The following is a 16859-nucleotide window of genomic DNA, read 5'->3' as shown; positions in this document are numbered from 1 at the left end:
GGGTAGCCCGTGTCCCCGGCCGCGTCATACGCATCCAGGGCCGAGGAGCAACGTATGCCGCACAGTCCGATCACGTCCGCGACGGGCACACCGTCAAACCCCGCCCCGCCGCCCCAGGGTTACGACGGGACGTCTCCGTTCCCACCTGACGGCCCGGCGCCCGCGCGCGACGGCGGTGAGCGGCTGTACGTCATGGTGACGGCGGTGATCGTCGTCCTGCCGTTCGTGGCAATCGGCCTGGCCGGCTGGCTGTTGTGGGGACGCCTCATCCATCCCGCCGACATCGTCCTCGCGCTCGTCCTCTACACGATCACCGGTCTGGGCGTCACGGTCGGCTTCCACCGTGGCCTCACCCACGGCGGCTACCGGGCCGTCCGTCCCGTGCGGATCGCGCTCTCGGTGGCCGGTTCGATGAGCTTCCAGGGCGACGTCATCGGCTGGGTCGCCACCCACCGCCGCCATCACGCCTTCACCGACCGGCCCGGCGATCCGCACTCCCCGTACCGCTACGGCGCGCATCTGCGCGGCCAGTTGCGTGGGCTGCTGCACGCGCACGTCGGCTGGCTGTTCCGCAACGACCGCACACCCGCCGACCGGTACGCTCCCGACCTGCTGGCCGACCGCGACATCCGCGCCGTCGCCCGCGCCTTCCCGGCGCTGTGCGTCCTCACGCTCGCCCTGCCGTTCGCGGTGGGCTGGGCCATCGGCGGTACGTGGCTGTACGGCGTGACCGCCCTGCTGTGGGCGGGGCTTGTGCGTATCGCGCTGCTCCACCACGTCACCTGGAGCGTGAACTCCCTCTGTCACCTGATCGGTGAGCGCCCGTTCCGCACCCGGCGCCACGACCGGGCCACGAACCTGTGGCCCCTCGCCCTGCTGTCGTTCGGCGAGAGCTGGCACAACCTCCACCACGCCGACCCCACCAGCGCCCGCCACGGCGTCGACCGCGGCCAGCTCGACCCCTCCGCCGCCGTCATCCGCCTCCTGGAACGCCTCGGCTGGGTGTACGACGTGCGCTGGCCCACTCCGGACCGCGTGGTCGCCCGCCGCGTCTGACACCGGTCACTCACCTCCTCCGCCGCACGGCAGTTGACAGGAGCTTTCATGACCACCGCGCTGCAACCCCCTCCTCCCTCCCATCCCCTTCTCCGCCTGCGCCTGGCTCCCCACGGCGGTATGCCCCAGCCCATCGACGGAGCGTGATGGCCCCGTTCGTACGACCTGCTCGCCGAACTCCCCCGGCTGCTCGCCGGATTGCCGCGCGCGTGGGGCCACATCACGAGCGTCACCGTCAACGGGGCGACATGGTCCGCGGTGCCCGGCCGGATGCTCGTCTTCAACCAGGTCGTACGACTGAGCAGGACCGTGGCGGCATCCGCCCCGCACACGATCGTCCTGCTCGCCCCCGGCCGGGGCGCTGGGACCTGCTGGTCGTCCCTCCGGATACGACCGAGGAGGCCGCGGAACCGCTCATGGCCGCGGCGGGGGGTCACGTCTGATCCGGCCCACCACGGACTGCCCGGCGAATCATCAGGCACCCACGGCCAGGGCGGCGACGACGACCGTCACACCCCCACCACCAGTCGGCCGGGCCGGCCGGCGGTGGCCTCGTACGATGAGGAAGTTCCGCCGGCCTGTTCCGCCATCACGAGGGCGGTCGCGGTCATCGGCGGGCCGGTGTTCGCGCTCGCGGCGGCCATCAGCCGGGCGGCCGAGGGAGCGCTGGTCTGCGGGGGTATCACCAGGAGGTCCCAGCGGCCCGCCGTATAGGACAGCAGCAGGATCTTGTGCGGATCCTGCTCCGACGTGAACCAACCGACCTTCACCGCATGACCGTTGGCTAAGACCGTGCGCGGGAGGATCGGCCGGTAGTGCGAGTTGACGGCGATATGAGTGATCCGTCCCCGCAGCGGATCCAGTACGTCCGCCAGAGCGGAGAGTTCGTGGTCAGGTCACGTGACCGAGGCCACCAGGCGCCGCCCAGCTCGGCGTGCCTGGTGAAGGGCTCTCGGGTTTCAGCGCGCGTCGCGCGGTTGGGGCCCTGAAGGGAATGGCCCGTAGCGGGGGATGAGAGGTGGTTGCGGACATCGCGCGAAACCCGTCTCTGCATCTCGAAGAGGCCGAACGGACCGCTCCTGGACGTCGGTTCACTTCCCTTTGCGGTCGTCCTCAGAGGAGCGGCTGGTATCCAGCCAGGACCGTGCCGGTTCTGCCGGGCGGGTGGTGTCCACGGTGAGCTGGAGGCGGGTCCCTCCCTGGCTGTCCGCGGGATAGCTGCGTTGCTCGGTGGTGGCGAAGCACTGGCGGAGAACCTGCGCGACGCGACGGGCGACCTCGGGGGAGGCGGCGACGATGCGGACCTCGGCGTGCCCGTCCGGGGGTGTTTCCGTGGGCTGCATGGCGACCTCGTTGTTCGGGCACAGATGAGCGGACCGACCTTTCACTCTACTCTGGCATGCCCCGTGGCCCTCGGGTGTGACCGGCGAGCTTCCCGGCCGACGTGGGCCGCGGAGTACCGTGAAGCAAGGAAGTCACTCCGTTTTCCTTACAGGCAGGCAGGCAGGCGAATGCGATGCCCGACTCCGGCTCCCCGCGTGTGACCAGGCTCCTGCCGGACGCCGTCCACCAAGCCCTGAAACCCGGGACTGCTGTCGTACGGCTGGAGACGACGCACGACCGCCGGGCTGTTCTCGACGGAGCATGGTGGCCGCGGTCCCGGGACATCGCCACGGAGCTCCCCGCCCTGATCGCCGCCCTGGCCGAGTACCTCGGGCCGGTCACACGTGTCGGCCTGGACGCCGGTGCCTGGGAAGCACTGCCGACGAGGCTGGTCATCGATGACCGAGTCGTGCACATCGACTCCTTCCCGGTCGGTGACGACACCGTCCTCATCACCCGTGGCGAGCAGGATCTCTTCTCCTTGCTCGTGGTCCCGCCGCACGCGACGCCCGACGCTGCGCGCGCCGCGATGGCCGAGGCCGTCCGCGCCGGCAACGTCACGCAGGCCGAACAGATCCTCATCGACACCGGCACCGACCGGGCAACGCCGGAGATGTGAGAGCGATCAGCCGCCGCGCGGGCTGGTCCGCTTCGGTGCGGGTGCCGGGATGGTCGCGGTGAGGTGGATCCGATGACCGCCGTCCCGACGAGCTATCACCCCCCATGGCAGGCAAGCGAGGACGGGAGGCGTGCGCGCGCTCCTTGCTCGCTTCGGCTCCAGCAAGCGATTACTCGAGCCGCCGCTCTTGTTGTTCCTCGTCCTCGTCGAACACATGCACATCGCCAACCGCGATGTTGACCTCGACAACTTCCAGACCGGTCATCCGCTCGATGGCAGCGATCACGTTCTCTCTGACGTCGCCCGCAACCTCGATGATGGAGACGCCGTACTCGACGACGATCTCCAGGTCGACCGCGGTCTGTACCTCGCCGACCTCGACCTTCACCCCGCTGGTGACGGACTTCCCGCCGGCACCGGGCATACGTTCACGCATGGCCCCCATGCCACGGGCGAACCCACCGCCCATCGTATGGACGCCCGGCACATCCCGGGCCGCCATCCCGGCGATCTTCGCCACCACACCGTCGGCGATCGTTGTACGGCCACGCGATCCCGGATCGCTTCCGTGCGGCACCCCCGCACTCTTCCCGCCGCGCTCGCCCAATGATCCCGCGTGAGGGGTCTCGGGCCGGTTCGGCAGTCCGGTGTCCGTCATCTTCGGTCACCTCTTTCCGAGGCGCAGGCAGCCTGTCGTGCCTCTTCTTCACGCTAACGGCGATTGCCCGACGTCGCTCAGGCAAGTGGCATGCGAGACGATGTCGGGTCTTGCGCCAGGCCCCGGTGGCACCCCACGCAGAGGGGCGGGTTGGGTGGCCGGTCGGACCGCCTTACCGGACGCGGGGCCTGCGGCGGCGCCCCATCCGCGTTCTGAGAAGGACAAGGTCGGCGATGAGCACCATCACCCCGATGATCAGCAGGTAGAGCGTGTCCCTGCCGAGCGCCCCGATGACGCCGAGCGCAACCGCCACGATGAGCAGCAGAAGAAACAGCACCACGTCAGCCTCCCGGCATCAGCGGCGGGCCAGTCACTGTCCGCCGTCCACGTAGACGGCGCATCTCTCGGCCCTTCGGTTCGACAACGTCGCAGTTGCGTCACTCATGGAGGTCGGCCGAGTGGATCACACCTTCTCCCTGTGGCATGCCGGTGACGCAACGGCCCCGGCGTATACACACCGGGGCCGCCCTTCCGGGTCATTGCACGTGAGCGTGCGCCGACCCACTCACCAGGGTAGGACAGACACGCCATTTCAGTCATATGGGAGGACATGGCCGTCATGTGACCGGCCGGAGCCCTGCGGGCGGCCTGGGCCGTGTCAGTCACTGTCCTTCTCTTCGGTCTCCATGAGCTGGATCCCCTTGTGCGTCAGTGTGACCATCGCGGGTGTGTTTCCTCGCGCCCAGTCGACCTGGATCAGCCCCTCGGCCGCCAGGTAGGTGCAGGCGGCGGCCAGGTCCTCCTCGGGCATGGCGAGATCCTCGCGCAGCTGCGCCCCGGTGAGGCCGAGGAGGCGATTGCCTTCCATGGCCTCGTACAGGGTCTTCATGATCGCCTCGCGGTAGTGCTGCCGCTCGTGCAGTGTCGCCATGGTCGCCTGCCTCTCGTGTGGGCACCGACGGAAACCCGTACGTCTGGGGCGGTATCCTCCTTCCCCCGCTGACGGTCATCTCCTCAGATTTCGTCCGGCTGTGTGTGATCGTCCCGGGAGGACTGGCTGGTCAACAGCCAGGAGCGCACCGGCTCTGGCATGCGCGTGGTGTCCACGGTGAGGTGGAGGCGTGTTCCGCCGTCGGCGCCAGCCGGCCAGCTGCGCGCTTCGGTGGCGGCGTAACAACGGCGAAGAATCTCCGCGACATGGCGAGCGCCTCCGGGTCAGCGGCGACGATACGAACCTCCGCGTGCCCGGCCGACGGCAGTTCCGGTGACTTCATGGCGATCCCCTGCTCATTCACGACGGTGTGCATCAGGGCGGCGTGCCGGTGGGTGTGACGGCCGTCGCCCCATACCCACCCCCGGCTGGAAGCGGTCTGCGTCATCAGCGGCTCCCGTCTCGACGCTCACGGCGGGTGGCGTCGGCAGGAGAACCCCTCGGCGCGGTCGCATGTGGGCTCTTACGCTTCCGCCGACCGATTCCCGGTACGGCGTCGCTGTAGCGGAACGCCTCGATCCTTTCGTCATGCTGCGCGGTGAGCCGGTGGATCAGGAACATTCCCACGATGATGACGAAGATGATCACGGCGACGGTGACGGCTGTCTCCACATCCTCACCCCTACAGGGCGGAACTCAAGACCTCGACGCGGCTGCGGCCGCCGAAGCGGCTCCGCCGTCGGTCTCCCATTCCTCTTCCCGGCCCCGAGTCTCCGCCGCGTCGTGGCTCATGGCCTCGTCTGCCATCAGACCGCTGGCCGTACGGATACCTCCCGGAACGGTTGCTGCTGCCATCAGCCGGGCGGCGGCGGCCGGCTCCGTCTCCGGAGGGATCACCAGCAGGTCCAGGCGGCCCACCGTGTAGGAGAGGAGGATCACTTTGTTGGGGTCCTGCTCGTCGGCGAACCAGCCGACATGCACCGTGTGCCCCGTGACGGGGACCTTGCGCGGGATGACGGGCCAGTGGGCCGGGTTCACGGTGACGTGGGTGATCCGGCCCCAGCACGCGTCCAGCGCGTTCGTCAGACTAAGTATCTCCCGGAGGAGATCACGGGAGCGGGGCCACCAGGCACCGTCCAGGAGACCTGGACCTGAGCCGGTCGGGGCCAGGGACAGCCTGGCCGACGCCGAAGGCAGGTGCTCTTTGATGATCGTAGGTTCGATGGTCGCGGTCATGACACGGACCTGTCCCCGGGCCTCCTCCTGGAGGCCGGTGTTGTTGCTCGCCGGAAATGACACCGACGTGGCGGCCGGTGTGCGAAGTACTCCCGGTCGTTTCACTCTACGCCGCTCCAAGGCCCCGGGACGTCCTCGTGAGCAGGCATTTTACTGAGAGGAAACGAGTCCGGCACCGCCGACGAGCGCAGCCGGTGCGGCGGCGTACGACTTACGGTGAGAGGACGAGATCCCGCGTTCGGCGGCGACACCGAATCCCGCAGACAGGTGGACACACCATGACCGAATCCGACATCCCTCGCGCGCCCGGGCTCCTGCCGGCCGTCGCACGCCAGGCAGCGCGCCACCCCCGTCCCGCAGCGGATGGACCAGAAGGAGGGGCGCAACCGGAGACGGAGGGCCCCGGGTGACCGCCCGGCGCCGGACCGCCAGGCCGTGGGCCCGGGTGTGGCCCTTCCCGGCGGGTGTGGGCGCGCAGCATGGCCACCACGGGAGTGATGCCGATACCGCCGGTCAGGAACAGCAGGCGCGCGGGCGGTGGGCAGGGCAGCACGAAATTCCCCTGGACGGGACCGAGGCGCAGCGTTTCCCCCAGCGTTTCCCCGGGCCGGACCCGGTGGGCGAGGTGCGGGGACACCCGCCCGTGCGGGACCGCCCGCACGGTGATTGCGAAACGCCCGGAGCCGTCCGGTGGGGTCGTGATCGCCGTCGAGGCCCACTCCCACCGGCACGTACTGCCCCGCCGCGCGATGCCCCGACCAGCCGCGCCCCACCCGCACCACGAGCGTCGTCGCGTCCGCCGTCTCCGCCCGGACCACCTCCACCCGGCCCGCCGGCCACCTGGCCGACCACAGGGGATCGACGACCGCCAGAAAGTCGTCAGGCAGTAACGGCGTGGTCAGCCCCCGGCGCCCTGCCACACGGGCCGCGCCAGTCGCCGCAGTACACCGGCCATTCCGCCTTCCTGTTCCCTGTCACTCTCCTCGCTGTCCGATTACCTACGCTCACGCAGCCGTGAAGGACCGGCAACCCGGGCTGCTCCTTCCCTGACGGGCATCACGGTGGCGCTCCCCGCGGCTCCGGCGGCCAATCCCCGGCATGGCGTCGTTGTGGCGCAGGTCCGCGAGCCGTTTCTCACTGCGAGTCCTGAGTCGGCGGATCAGGGCGGTTCCGGCTCACTGCGACCGGGCCGCGGTCATGGCGAGTATCGCTGCCATGGTGAGCGGTCTCCGTAGCCTCGACTCCCTCGGCCCGAGGGCAAGGGCCGTCGCGCTCGGTGGCGGGAGTGCGGCGGTGGTGCCCAGGCCCCGCCGTCCGTCTCCCACGCCCCCTCCGCGCTTCGGGCGTCGGTGACGTCGCCAGTCGCCTTCCTCGTCGGCCATCAGCCGCGCAGGCGCGCGCCGGTGGCCGGTGTGCGTCTACGGTCACCGGGTGTGGCCCGTCTCCTGCGTCGGGCTGTCGGTCCTCAGCTGTCACCGGCGGCGCCGGGCACGGATCGGGCCCGTGCCGCGCTGGTAGATGTCGGGGATGCCGTCGGCGTCCTCGTCGAGGTGCTCCGCCTCCCACAGCCTGCGGTAGATGCTGTTACGCCGTTTGACCAGCAGGGCGGCGATGCCGGCGGCGAGCAGTGAGCCGACCAGTACGGCGGCCTTGATCCGCTCGGTGTCAGCCGGGTCGGCGAAGGCCACCTCGCCGATGAGCAGGGCGACGGTGAACCCGATTCCGGCGAGAACCGCGAGGGCGAAGACATCGGCCCAGGCCAGGTCGGGGTTGAGCCGGGCCCGGGTGTACCGGGCGGCGAGGTAGGTTCCCGCGAAGATCCCCACGGCCTTGCCGACAACCAGGCCAAGCACCACGCCCAGCGGCTCGGGACGGGTGAACACCTGGCCCAGCACGGGAACGGAGATGCTCACCCCGGCGGCCAACAGGGCGAACAGGGGGACGGCGACACCGGCTGATACCGGACGCAGCAGGTGCTCGGTGCGCTCCCCGGGCGAGGCATTCTCCCCCGTGCCCTGGTCGCGGGCGCAGCGAAGGATCAGTCCCATCGCCACCCCGGCCACGGTGGCGTGCACCCCGCCGTTGTACATCAGCGCCCAGATGACCACGGCCAAGGGCACGTACCACCACCATCCGCGCACCCTGAACCGTTGCAGCAGGTAGAAGACGACCAGCCCGCCGACGGCCCCTCCGAGGGCTGCCGGGTTCAGGCGGCTGGTGAAGAACAACGCGATGACCAGGATGGCGCCCAGGTCGTCGACGACCGCCAGGGTGAGCAGGAAGGCCCGCAACGCGGTCGGCAGGTGGGTGCTGAGCACAGCGAGGACCGCGAGTGCGAAGGCGATGTCGGTCGCCATCGGCACCGCCCAGCCGCCGGCACGGCCGCCACCGGCAGCGGCCGTGGCAAGGTAGATCGCCGCGGGCACCACCATGCCGCACACCGCGGCGACCACCGGCAGGACCGCGGTGGCCGAGGTGCGCAGCTGGCCGGCCACGAGTTCGCGTTTGAGCTCGATCCCCGCGACCAGGAAGAAGACGGTGAGCAGCCCGTCGGCGGTCCAGTGCTGCACCGACAGATCCAGCCCGAGTGCCGCTATCCCGAAGTGGACGTCGCGCAGCGCCTCGTAGCTCCCGCGCCACGGCGTGTTCGCCCACACCAGCGCCACCAGGGCGGCGATCAGCAGCACCAGGCCGCCGACCGTCTCCGTTCGCAGGGCCCGGGCCACCTGTACGCGTTCCGGCCAGGGCAGCAGTCCGAGGAAGACCGAAGGCTCGCGCGGGGCAGCAGGCATCGGGGGGACCTCCGGGCAACGGGCATAGGCACGGAGCCCTCCCATGCCGACCGGACGTTCCGGTGTGATCGCGCCTTTATGGCTCATTCGTAACATCTCATCCACCGTAGCCCGCCCGCAGCCGCCCGTGGTGCGGGACCACCAGGGGACTGCGCGAGGCGGCACCGGGGCTGTCGTCGGCGCGTCCGCACCCGGGTCATCCAGGCAACCGTCACGGAGTTGAGGGGATCGGAGAACTGGTCGTAGTCGATCTTCTTCCTGCCGACCCCGTCGTGCGCTGAGGCTGGGCAGGACCTTGGCCCGAGTGCCGCCTCCGGTGGCGCCGGGTTCCACTGCTCCGGGTGTTGAGGCGCCGTCGAAGGGACGGGGGATCCGTCGGTCGGCTGTGGTCCGCCAGTTGGGCGAGTCGGTTGAGGTCGGCGGTGATGTGACTGATCCAGGGCCAGTGCCAGGCCAGGCTGGACGACCAGCTCGAGGCCATCGGTGAGGTAGACGGCGAGGTCGGCGCCCAGGTCGCTACCCCTGATCGCACTGCTTGCCTTTGTGTCCTGTTGTGCTCGGCCGGGATCCGGTTTGGGGTGTTGCGTGAAGGGGATTGAGCATGTCCTACGGTTCCTGAGCGGTAGAGGGATAGGGAGCGGGAGGATGGATGGGTGCTGTCCCGGGTCCGTGGTCTGACTCATGATTTCTCTGACCGAAGTGTCTCGATCACACGGTGTCGGCCGTTGGCCGGGGATGGTGCGTTGTCGGTGCCGGGCTGGCGGGGTGTGTCCCGATAGGGGCCTGCCGATTGTTGTGGCGTCCTCACGATTCTGACCGTCTGACGCGGCCCGGTACCGGCAACGCGACACGTCATCGCACCGGAAGGGGGGAACGGAACGGGCATGTCCAGTTCGACCGTGCCCAGTACGTCGTCGGCTCCGCGAACCCGTCGCCGCCCTGCGGGGGAGGTGGTGCTGGGAGTGGATACGCATCGGGATGTCCACGTGGCTGCAGTGCTCTCCGTATCGGGGGCAGTCCTTGCCACCGATGAGTTCCCGGCCACCGCGGCCGGCTCCCGTGATCTGCTGAAGCGCGCCAGGAAGTGGGGAACCGTGAGGCGGGCCGGAGTGGAGGGGACCGGCTCTTACGGAGCGTCGTTGTCCCGCTATCTTCTGGCCCAGGGCGTGGACGTGTTTGACGTGAATCGGATGGACCGTGCGGATCGTCGTCGGCGTGGCAAGTCGGATCCGCTCGATGCCCAGAACGCGGCGCGAGCCGTGTTGAGCGGGCGGGCCCGTGCCCGGGCCAAAACGGGCGACGGACCGGTGCAGATCGCGAGAATGTACAAACTCACTAAGGGGTCCTTGCAGAAAGATCTTCTTGTGGCACGGTGGACATGGACGTGATCCCGTGCTTTGTGGGGGTGACCATGACGCGGCGGAAGCCGTGGGAGGTCAGCGACGAACTGTGGGCGGTGATCGAGCCGCTGCTGCCGAAGCATGAGCGGCGGTTCCGGTACCCGGGGCGCAAGCGCATCGATGACCGCAAGACGCTCCAGGGCGTGCTGTTCGTCCTGTACACCGGTATCCAATGGGAGTACTTGCCGCAGGAGTTGGGGTTCGGCTCGGGTCCTACCTGCTGGCGTCGGCTGGCCGAATGGCAGGAGGCCGGAGTGTGGGAGAAACTCCAGCGGGTGCTGCTGGACCGGCTGCGGGCGGCGGACCGCCTGGACTTCTCCCGCGTCACCGTTGACGCCTCGCACGTGCCGGCCAAGCGGGGGCGAAGCAGCCCAAAAGTCGGCCCGAGTCCGGTTGACCGTGCACGGCCGGGCTCGAAGCACCACGTGCTGACCGACGCGCACGGCACCCCGCTGCGGGTATCGCACACCGGCGGACACCGCAACGACATCACGCAGCTCCTGCCGCTGGTCGACGGCGTGCCGCCGGTGCGGGGCAAGCGGGGCCGGCCCCGGCGCAAGCCCCGCGCGCTGTATGCCGACCGTGGCTACGACCACGACAGCTACCGCCGCCGTCTACGCGAGCGCGGCATCGTCCCGAAGATCGCCCGGCGCGGACAGCCACACGGCTCGGGCCTGGGCCGTGCGCGATGGGTTGCCGAGTCCGCCATCGCCTGGCTCCACGGCCCTCGCCGCTTACGGACCCGCTGGGAAACCCGAGACGACATGCATGACGCCTTCCTTCAGCTCGCACACTGCATGACCCTCGCCCGCAAGCATCCGGCTTTCTGAAAGGACCCCTAAGGCGTCGGCCGTCAAAGCCCGCACGCAGGCCATCAACCAGCTCAAGGCCGTCCTCGTCACTGCCGATCCCGTCTTGCGGGAGGAACTGGCCGGACTGGGCAATGCCGAACTCTTCCGTACCTGCATGCAGTTCACCGATGCGCGTGGGCGCGAGGAGGTCGGCGCCGAGTCGGTGGTGCAGGCCACCCGGATCACGCTGGGCCTGCTGGCTCACCGGATCGGCCGGCTCTCCGAGGAGATTCGGGATGTGGAGGCTCGTCTTGGCCGGCTTGTGGAACGGCACGCCCCGCAGTTGCTCGACGTCGTGGGGATCGGTCCGGACACGGCGGTCGCTCTGCTGATCACGATGGGGGACAACCCGGAGCGGCTGGACAGTGAGGCGTCGTTCGCCGCGCTGTGCGGAGTCAGCCCGGTCGAGCGTTCCTCGGGACGGCGAAACTACCGTCGGCTCAACCGCGGCGGCGACCGTCAGGCCAACGCCGCGCTCCACCGCATCGTGTTCACCCGTCTGCGGGTCGACCCGCGCACTCAGGACTACTACGAGCGCCGGATCAAGGAGGGCAAGACCCGGCGCGAAATCGTCCGTTGCCTCAAACGCTACGCGGCCCGCGAGGTCTTCCACCTGGTCAAACAGCTACAACCAGCACCCCGCTCATAGGGGCTGTCGTGAAGGAGAACGACCGGTGAGCGAGCTGTACCGGTTCATCCACACGGAGAAGGCGAACTACCCGGTCGTTCTGCTGTGCCGGGTGCTGAAGGTCGCCCGCTCGTCGTACTACGCGTGGTGTGATGGCGAGGCGGCCCGCCGCGCCCGGGAGGCCGCGAACGACGCGCTCGGGCATGAGATCACGGTGCTGCACATCGCCTCCCGCCATACCTACGGTGTCCCGCGCATTCACGCTGAACTGCGACGCCTGGGGCAGCGGGTGAACCGCAAGCGTGTCGCCCGCGTGATGCGCGAGCGCGACATACGCGGCGTCACACGGCGCAAGCGCCGCTCGCTGACCCGGCCGGATGCGAAGGCGAAGCCGGCCCCGGACCTGATCGGCCGTGACTTCCACGCCGAGCGTCCCGGGATCAAGCTGGTCGGCGACATCACCTACCTGCCCACCGCCGAGGGCTGGCTCTACCTCGCCTGCTGGCTGGACCTGGCCACCCGCGAGGTCGTCGGCTGCCATGGCCGATCACCACCGAGCCGACCTCGTCGTCGACGCCCTGGACATGGCACATGGCCGGGGAACCTGGAGCCGGGATGTGTGATCCACAGCGATCGCGGCAGCGAGTATACCTCGTCCCAATTCCGTTACCGGATAGAGGAGTTGGGACTCCGGCAGAGTTGCGGGCGGACTGGGTCATGTTTCGACAATGCCGCCGCGGAGAGCTTCTGGGCCCTCCTGAAGGAGGAGATCGGCACCCGGACCTGGCCCGACCGGGCGACCGCCCGCGCCGAGGTCTTCACCTTCATCGAGACCTTCTACAACCGCCGCCGTCTGCGCAAGCACAAAATCTTCGGCTACCTCACCCCGGCCGAGACCAGGCAGCGACACCAGCACGCCCTTGCGGCGTAACGATCACGTGTCCGAGATCACGGGGAAACTTCAAACCTGCTCGCCAAGCGGGCCACGGCCCTGCACCTGGGGCCGGCGAACTACTGCTGGTTCCTCGATCCGTCAAAGGCGCTGTGCCTCAAGCTCGCAGGGGCTCACGCCCGCGGGGCGACAGAGCCATTGATCGGCATGTGCGATTCGGCGCGGTGCCCCCAGGCCACCCACCATGCCGGGCACCGCCCGGTGTGGGCGGCCAGCGCCGAGAGCAAGAAGGTCTTCATCGCCACCATCGGGCGCGCGCAGCGGACAGAGAAGGCCCGGCTGGGTACGGAACTCGCCCGCGATGAACGGGTGCTGGCCGAGATCGACGCCCTCTGCGGAACGGGGGCATGACGTGGCCCGTATCAGCTACGAGACCCGGCGGGACAACGAGGCGGCCATTCGGCACGTCATGGACCGGCTCCTTGCCGGTGAAGTTCCCCCGGGCGGCAAGTGCGACATCAAAACCCTCGCGGCCCAGGCCGGGGTCGCCCGCACCGGTTTCTATCCCAAGAAGAATCGCGACGGCTCGCCGCGGCCTGGCCCCTACCAACACCTGGCGGAGGAGTTCGAACGCCAGCTGGCCGAGCTCCGGGGAACGGGCGTGACCCCGGACCCGCGCGCTGCACAGATCGAGCGCCTCAAAGAACAGGTCTCCGCGCTGAAGGAGCGCCTTGCCGCGCGTGACGAGCAGATCGGCGGCCTCACCGACTTCAGGGAGCGGGCTCTCTCGCAGATCGCCGCCCAGCGGATGGAGATCGAGCGGCTTCGCGACGCCTTGGCCGTGCCGTCGAATGTCCGGGCCCTGCCGAACAGTCACAGAGCGAGTCCGCCGCACGGATCGTGTAGCTGACTGCCTCCTCTGGCCTCGGTGCCTGCGTAGCTTGCGACGCTTGGGGCGGGGCGCGCGGCGAAGACTGCCGGGCACCCCGCCCCCGCGTTGCCGAGTGATCTCCTCGCCTTGGAATAAGGGCGCGCACCTTGTCCAAGGCGATCCCGAACGCTCCTGTCCCCCAGCACGCAGGGCCGATAGCAGGATCAGCGACGCGGACGGGTAGCGAGCGCGAGGAGAGCGGCGGCTGCCGACACAGCGGCGAGCAGCACGAAGAGGTGCGGATATCCGCCGAGTGGTCCGGCGAGGGCTGCGGCAGCGAACGGGGCGAGGGCGCTCGCGATGGTGGCGAGGGCCGCGAGGATGGCGGAGGGGCTGCCGTAGTGGGTGGTGCCCCAGCGGTCGGTCACGGCGGTGGCCCGGAGGAGAGTGAGGTTGCCTCGGACGACTCCGGCCAGGACGGCGAGCAGGATCAGAAGCGGGATCCTCGGCCGCCCTCGCCCGGGCTCAAGTGGTCGGCACGCGCAAGGATGTTGTAGGCCCGCATTCGGAATGTCCCGTTCCGGCGTGGCGACCTGGGTGTTCTCGACTGTCTCACTTGGGAGACATGGCACCTCTATCTCACGATCTTGCCCTTTGAGAGTCGCTGTCACCACTTACCCAGTGTTGGCAGGCCATCCGACGTCGTTCGCACACTGCGCCCGCGACGGGCCGACTGCTTGGTCATCAGCCGTTGACGGGCGAGTGCGCTCCCGTGCGCGACCTCGTCCGGCCGTCCCGAGCACTCCGTATCTGGCTGACGGCGAGCATGGCCAACCGGGTCTTCGCGTACAGTGCGTCCGCTACCAAGGACACGGCTCCCCGGATGCGGACCGCGCCGCCGAGCAGCGCGGGCAGAGCGCCAGCCGTTGTTCCGCAACGTCCTCGGCTAGGCGTCGGCTAGGCGCGCGGCGTACAAGCTGGCCCGGCTGCCGCGGAGCGAGATCTTCCCGAGCTGTATCAGGAGCTCCGGTTCGCAGGGCAGTAAGACCTGTTGGGTCTGTGCACCGAGTGCCGGGGCCAGCGACACGAGGTCGACGCGCCCCCCTTCGTTGAACCCGTGTGCGGTCGCTGGCCGACGGGCTCGGCGTGGTGCCGCGCGTCGACCAGGTCGGTCGAGGCCGCCCAGGCGCGGGCCGACCAGATTGGGCTTGCTGGGGTAAGACCCGGCTGCCGGGCGTACGCCACGGAGTCGGACCGCCTCGCCGGCCAGGAGACTCCTGGCCGGGCGTCAGTCGCGGGAATTGCCGAAGAGGAGGCGGTAGGCGATCAGCAGGACCAGGGAGCCGCCGATGGCCGCGCCCCAGGTGGTGAGGTCGAAGAACTGGTTCTGTATGGGCCGGTCGAGGAACTTGGCGGAGAGCCAGCCGCCGGTGAAGGCTCCGGCGATGCCGATGAGGGTGGTGCCGATGAGGCCGCCCGGGTCGCGTCCGGGCAGGAGGATCTTGGCGATGGCTCCGGCCAGGAGTCCGAGAACGATCCAGCTGATGATGCCCATGACGTGACGCTGCTCTCCGGTTCGGCTGACGGTGGCGGACCGGCGGGTCTGTACGGGGAGGGACATCCTCGGAGCCGGCTTCAGTTGCGGGCTGGTCACGTCCGCGGTGTGTCGTTGCCCGGCTGAGCTGCGGGACGACCGGTTGCGTCGCCGGGTGCGGCCCGGATGATGCGCGCGGAGGCGGCCTCGTCCGAGGCCGCCTCCGCTGTGGTCGGCGGCGTCTGGTCGGACTTCATCGCCTTGGCCTCGCTCTTGAGGATGCGGGCCGACTTGCCCATGGAACGGGCGAGTTCGGGGAGCTTCTTGGCGCCGAAGATCAATATGACGACGATGAGGATGATGGCAAGTTCGCTGATGCCGAACATGGGTGTCCGTCTTCTCCCCGGTAGCGGGCGGCAGGGTGGCTAGAGGTGGCTGGCGATGGCGGGCATCAGGTCCTGGAAGGTGCGGCCGGTGGCCGGTTCCCCAATGGCGGACATGTTCCAGGTGCCGCCGGAGCGGTGGACCTTGGCCATGATCTGGGCGGTGTAGGAGCCGCCACCGGAGAGGGTGTAGCGGGCCAGTTCCTGGCCGGTGTTCGCGTCGATGAGGCGGCAGAAGGCGTTCTGCACCTCGGCGAAGGTCTGCCCGGTGAAGGAGTTGACGGTGAAGACGATCTGGTCGACGTTGGCGGGCAGGCGCAGCAGGTCCACGAGGATCGACTCGTCGTCGCCCGCACCGGCGCCGCCGACCCGGTTGTCGCCGGTGTGGCGGACCGAACCGTCATCGCTGATCAGGTGCTGGAAGAAGACGACGTCGATCGGCTCGTTGCCGGCGAAGAGCACCGCGGAGGCGTCGAGGTCGATCTCGCGAGCGGTCAGCTTGGCGAGGAAACCCTTGCGCGGGGCGGCCTGCCAGCCCAGGCCCATCCGTACGACGCTCAGCGGTTGACCGCCGGTCTTCTCCAGGCTGATCTGCTGGCCCTTGGTCAGCGTGACTGTCACCGGTTTCCTCCTGGTACTCGGGGACCGAAGTGCCCTGCCCCAGCGGTACATTGGGGCAGCCCGCACGAATCTACAGCACTGTAGAAGCTGTGGGCAGGGGCCCGCCCGGCCCGCCGGGTAGGGCATGGTCCGGCGGCACCCGTTCGGCCTGCGCCCGCCCGTGGGAGCGGGGGTCAGTCCCGGGAGGGGAGAGAGGGGCCGGTGAAGTCCGGGCTGCTGTATCCGGGGCTCGTGTTGCGCTGTGCGGGCGGCGGGGCGGGGTGCAGCGCGGGGGTGGGAGGCTGGTGCAGCTCGCGGCGCAGGAATGGGAGAAGTCCGCGCTCCAGCAGGGCCTGGCGCCACGCCGCGTGGGCCTGGGCGAGGGAGGCGGTATCCGGTTGCGGGTGACGGGATGTGGCGCGGTGCCGGGCTGCGGTGATCACGAGTGCGGTGCCCGCTGCCGCGGCGGCGAGCACTGCCACGGCCCCGGCGGCCCAGCCGGTCCGGATCAGCGCGATGGCGAGGGGCTGCTGGGCGCCGGCCAGCTGGAGCCCGTAGCCGAGGAGAAGGAAGATGGCCGCTGCCGCGGCGGACAGGACTGGCGTGAGTACGGCCAGTGCCGCCAGCATCCCGTTCCCGGCGGTCGCGGGCGCGGGCTGGCGGGGCCGGCCGGTGGGGGCCGGGTCGGCCACGGTCCGCAGCCTTAGCCGCAGGAGGGTGGCGTACTCGGTGGCGGCTTCGGCGGCGATGGTGTCGGCCGCGGTCAGCGCCCGGGCGCGCAGTTGCTCGGCGGTGACCTGCGCGGTCGGCTGCTGCAGGGTCTCGCGGATGTCAGGGGCACCCAGCGCGGCGTGCAGCGTGTGTTCGAAGTCTGCTTGGTCGACGGCTTCGAGGCGGCCAGGCTTGTTCATGAAGGTCCCCCCGATCGTGGAGTGCGGGCCGGGGCCGGCGTTTTGGCGGCGCGGCCCGCTGGCGGGCATGTGGCAGCGGACGTGCTCGTCGCGGGCGGGGCGGACGTACGGTCC

General features: G+C 69.7%; 20 protein-coding genes and 3 pseudogenes. 9 read left to right on the top strand and 14 right to left on the bottom strand.

What is annotated here, in order from left to right:
* Window positions 1-54: 54 nt before the first annotated feature.
* Window positions 55-1056 carry an acyl-CoA desaturase gene (locus HJD23_RS06325; protein ID WP_171117919.1) on the top strand — a complete coding sequence of 334 codons (1002 nt, stop codon included), beginning with the start codon at window positions 55-57 and terminating at the stop codon, window positions 1054-1056.
* Between the two features lie 198 nt (window positions 1057-1254).
* A pseudogene (locus HJD23_RS44940) lies at window positions 1255-1350 on the top strand (hypothetical protein); the annotation flags it as partial.
* 215 nt (window positions 1351-1565) lie between these two features.
* Here the strand turns inward: HJD23_RS44940 and HJD23_RS44935 are convergent.
* Both HJD23_RS44935 and HJD23_RS06315 read right to left on the bottom strand, forming a co-directional pair.
* A complete protein-coding gene (locus HJD23_RS44935) occupies window positions 1566-1889 on the bottom strand; it encodes a DUF5994 family protein (RefSeq protein WP_346770335.1) in 324 nt (107 codons plus the stop codon).
* Between the two features lie 258 nt (window positions 1890-2147).
* On the bottom strand, window positions 2148-2399 hold the full coding sequence (locus HJD23_RS06315) for a hypothetical protein (protein ID WP_171117916.1): 252 nt from the start codon (window positions 2397-2399) through the stop codon (window positions 2148-2150).
* 173 nt (window positions 2400-2572) lie between these two features.
* On the opposite strand from HJD23_RS06315, the gene HJD23_RS06310 reads away from it, so the two are divergent.
* Window positions 2573-3058 carry a DUF5994 family protein gene (locus tag HJD23_RS06310; protein ID WP_171117914.1) on the top strand — a complete coding sequence of 162 codons (486 nt, stop codon included), beginning with the start codon at window positions 2573-2575 and terminating at the stop codon, window positions 3056-3058.
* A 169-nt stretch (window positions 3059-3227) separates the two neighbouring features.
* Here the strand turns inward: HJD23_RS06310 and HJD23_RS06305 are convergent, their stop codons facing one another.
* From HJD23_RS06305 to nhaA, 7 genes and pseudogenes are all read right to left on the bottom strand, one after another.
* On the bottom strand, window positions 3228-3716 hold the full coding sequence (locus HJD23_RS06305) for an Asp23/Gls24 family envelope stress response protein (protein WP_171117912.1): 489 nt from the start codon (window positions 3714-3716) through the stop codon (window positions 3228-3230).
* 172 nt (window positions 3717-3888) lie between these two features.
* Window positions 3889-4056: a hypothetical protein gene (locus HJD23_RS06300; protein WP_171117910.1), complete on the bottom strand. Its 168-nt coding sequence runs from the start codon at window positions 4054-4056 to the stop codon at window positions 3889-3891.
* A 318-nt stretch (window positions 4057-4374) separates the two neighbouring features.
* Entirely contained in the window at window positions 4375-4647 is a 273-nt protein-coding gene (locus HJD23_RS06295; RefSeq protein ID WP_171117908.1) for a hypothetical protein, read from the bottom strand.
* An 83-nt stretch (window positions 4648-4730) separates the two neighbouring features.
* Window positions 4731-4990: pseudogene (locus HJD23_RS43485) on the bottom strand (hypothetical protein).
* 104 nt (window positions 4991-5094) lie between these two features.
* Complete coding sequence (locus HJD23_RS06290) at window positions 5095-5319, bottom strand: hypothetical protein (protein ID WP_171117906.1); 225 nt, start codon at window positions 5317-5319, stop codon at window positions 5095-5097.
* 24 nt (window positions 5320-5343) lie between these two features.
* A complete protein-coding gene (locus HJD23_RS06285) occupies window positions 5344-5883 on the bottom strand; it encodes a DUF5994 family protein (protein WP_171117904.1) in 540 nt (179 codons plus the stop codon).
* Between the two features lie 1472 nt (window positions 5884-7355).
* Window positions 7356-8675: a Na+/H+ antiporter NhaA gene (gene nhaA / locus HJD23_RS06280; RefSeq protein WP_171117902.1), complete on the bottom strand. Its 1320-nt coding sequence runs from the start codon at window positions 8673-8675 to the stop codon at window positions 7356-7358.
* Between the two features lie 884 nt (window positions 8676-9559).
* Here nhaA and HJD23_RS06275 point away from each other — a divergent pair.
* From HJD23_RS06275 to HJD23_RS06250, 6 genes are all read left to right on the top strand, one after another.
* Window positions 9560-10063, top strand: a complete 504-nt coding sequence (locus HJD23_RS06275) for an IS110 family transposase (protein WP_232107900.1) — start codon at window positions 9560-9562, stop codon at window positions 10061-10063.
* Window positions 10064-10086: 23 nt separating this feature from the next.
* Entirely contained in the window at window positions 10087-10905 is an 819-nt protein-coding gene (locus HJD23_RS06270; RefSeq protein ID WP_171133996.1) for an IS5 family transposase, read from the top strand.
* 85 nt (window positions 10906-10990) lie between these two features.
* On the top strand, window positions 10991-11575 hold the full coding sequence (locus HJD23_RS06265) for a transposase (RefSeq protein ID WP_232107521.1): 585 nt from the start codon (window positions 10991-10993) through the stop codon (window positions 11573-11575).
* Window positions 11576-11600: 25 nt separating this feature from the next.
* Complete coding sequence (locus tag HJD23_RS06260; RefSeq protein ID WP_171133995.1) at window positions 11601-12485, top strand: IS3 family transposase; 885 nt, start codon at window positions 11601-11603, stop codon at window positions 12483-12485.
* A 168-nt stretch (window positions 12486-12653) separates the two neighbouring features.
* Window positions 12654-12857, top strand: coding sequence for a hypothetical protein (locus HJD23_RS43480; protein ID WP_232108051.1), 204 nt, complete (start codon window positions 12654-12656; stop codon window positions 12855-12857).
* 1 nt (window position 12858) lies between these two features.
* Window positions 12859-13356, top strand: coding sequence for a hypothetical protein (locus HJD23_RS06250; protein WP_240980641.1), 498 nt, complete (start codon window positions 12859-12861; stop codon window positions 13354-13356).
* A gap of 185 nt (window positions 13357-13541) precedes the next feature.
* On the opposite strand, the pseudogene HJD23_RS43475 reads toward HJD23_RS06250, so the two are convergent.
* From HJD23_RS43475 to HJD23_RS06225, 5 genes and pseudogenes are all read right to left on the bottom strand, one after another.
* A pseudogene (locus HJD23_RS43475) lies at window positions 13542-13814 on the bottom strand (MFS transporter); the annotation flags it as partial.
* Between the two features lie 791 nt (window positions 13815-14605).
* Window positions 14606-14872 carry a GlsB/YeaQ/YmgE family stress response membrane protein gene (locus tag HJD23_RS06240; RefSeq protein ID WP_171117068.1) on the bottom strand — a complete coding sequence of 89 codons (267 nt, stop codon included), beginning with the start codon at window positions 14870-14872 and terminating at the stop codon, window positions 14606-14608.
* Between the two features lie 95 nt (window positions 14873-14967).
* Window positions 14968-15237, bottom strand: a complete 270-nt coding sequence (gene tatA, locus HJD23_RS06235) for a Sec-independent protein translocase subunit TatA (protein WP_171117066.1) — start codon at window positions 15235-15237, stop codon at window positions 14968-14970.
* Window positions 15238-15276: 39 nt separating this feature from the next.
* The gene (locus tag HJD23_RS06230; protein WP_171117064.1) at window positions 15277-15855 is read right to left on the bottom strand and encodes a TerD family protein; all 579 of its coding nucleotides are present in this window, start codon (window positions 15853-15855) and stop codon (window positions 15277-15279) included.
* Between the two features lie 173 nt (window positions 15856-16028).
* Window positions 16029-16745, bottom strand: coding sequence for a hypothetical protein (locus tag HJD23_RS06225; RefSeq protein WP_180686811.1), 717 nt, complete (start codon window positions 16743-16745; stop codon window positions 16029-16031).
* Between the last annotated feature and the right edge of the window lie 114 nt (window positions 16746-16859).

The sequence above is a fragment of the Streptomyces sp. Z423-1 genome, from assembly GCF_013009255.1.
GTDB classification, from domain to species: domain Bacteria; phylum Actinomycetota; class Actinomycetes; order Streptomycetales; family Streptomycetaceae; genus Streptomyces; species Streptomyces gossypiisoli.
The sequence above is the reverse complement of the archived record's forward strand: the minus strand, read 5'-3'. Positions and strand labels throughout refer to the sequence as shown.